Below are 1,284 nucleotides of genomic sequence, written 5' to 3'. Positions count from 1 at the left end.
CTGATGCATCCCCTTGTTTATAGGACGGCGTAGACCTCGCGGAAGAACATCTGCTCAAGGACGAGTTCGCCGAAACGCCTCATGAGAGGCTCAAATTGATGGCCTTTCATCATCGGCAGCGCGCCGTAGAAATACAGCCCCTGGTTGAAGAGCGAGTGGGTGCGTCTGGCTACGGTGTTCGCCTTGAGCGTCCTGTCCAAGCCGGTGTCCTCCGCGGCCGCACCGAGCAGGGTGAGCAGCGCCACGGCCATCGCGCTCACCAGCAGCAACCGGTCGCGCCGGTCCGGGTCCTTCAGACGAGCGGAGGAAAGGCCCATGCCGAATCTCCAGTCCTTCGTATCGCGGAAGCTCTCCTCAATCGAGAAGCGCCGACCGTAAAGTTTCACCACTTCCGCGGCGCTGGCTGCAAGACTCGTGGCCAGGCACCAGGCATCCTTCATCCCAAGTGCCTTCACCACCACGACGGCCGCGAGTCTGTAGCGCCGGCCTGTGACTGTCGCGTTCCTCAAAGCCGTCGCGCGTCCACTCCGGGGGACCCACTCGGCAGCGCTCCGCACGACGCCCTTCTCATCCTCGACGTGGATACACTCGCGGAAGCGGATGACGAAATCGAAGCCCAGTTCCGCCTTCAGCAACTCGTACAACTCGACATCCCCAAAGCCGCGGTCAGCCACCACCGTCACCTTGACTCCCTCTGGCAGCACCTCGCGAAGCCGGCGCAGCACCAGGTCCTCCGCCTCGTTTCGATTCCCGGCCAGGCCACTCTTGAGGGCCGTGTGCCACAGGAGCGGGGTGGCGCGTCCGTGCTTCGTCAGCAGGTAGAGGCACACCGTGCTGTGGTCGTCGGGCTCGAAGTCCGTCCAGTCCAGCGCCACCACCGCCTCTGTGCGCTGTGCGAGCACCATCGGTACCCACGAGGCGAAGAGTTCCCAGACGTTCACCCCGGTATTGGAGAGCAACCGGTCCACCTGCTTGATGGCGTGCTTCGGCTCCAGTCCTCGGGCCTGCGCCAGCGCACGGCCTACCGTGGCCACCGCCAGCGAGGCCGCGTGAATGACCCCCAGCGTCGCATTCGCCAGCGATAACACTCGCCTGGCATGGAGGTCCTCGTTGACGACGGACCTCACGAACTCCTCGACGACTTCCGGGCTCAATGGATGCTCGCGCATCCGCGCACCGTCCTCGTCATGGCCCCTCACTTCAACTGGCTCCTCGGCTTCTCCAACAGCAGCAGCGCTACGGATGATCAACCCTCCTCATGCTGCGATGAGGGGATCCCTCAGG

The 1,284-nt window shown here is 64.0% G+C and carries 1 protein-coding gene; it reads right to left on the bottom strand.

The window, feature by feature from the left end:
• Window positions 1-17: 17 nt before the first annotated feature.
• Complete coding sequence (locus tag U8525_RS34290; protein WP_374270947.1) at window positions 18-1,169, bottom strand: IS4 family transposase; 1,152 nt, start codon at window positions 1,167-1,169, stop codon at window positions 18-20.
• Between the last annotated feature and the right edge of the window lie 115 nt (window positions 1,170-1,284).

Origin of the sequence: Corallococcus sp. RDP092CA, from assembly GCF_041903675.1 — a bacterium.
Lineage (GTDB): Bacteria > Myxococcota > Myxococcia > Myxococcales > Myxococcaceae > Corallococcus.
The sequence above is the reverse complement of the archived record's forward strand: the minus strand, read 5'-3'. Positions and strand labels throughout refer to the sequence as shown.

Coding starts and splice junctions, on each gene's coding strand:
- U8525_RS34290 (WP_374270947.1), bottom strand. CDS start 1,169: ATGCGCGAGCATCCATTGAGCCCGGAAGTCGTCGAGGAGTTCGTGAGG.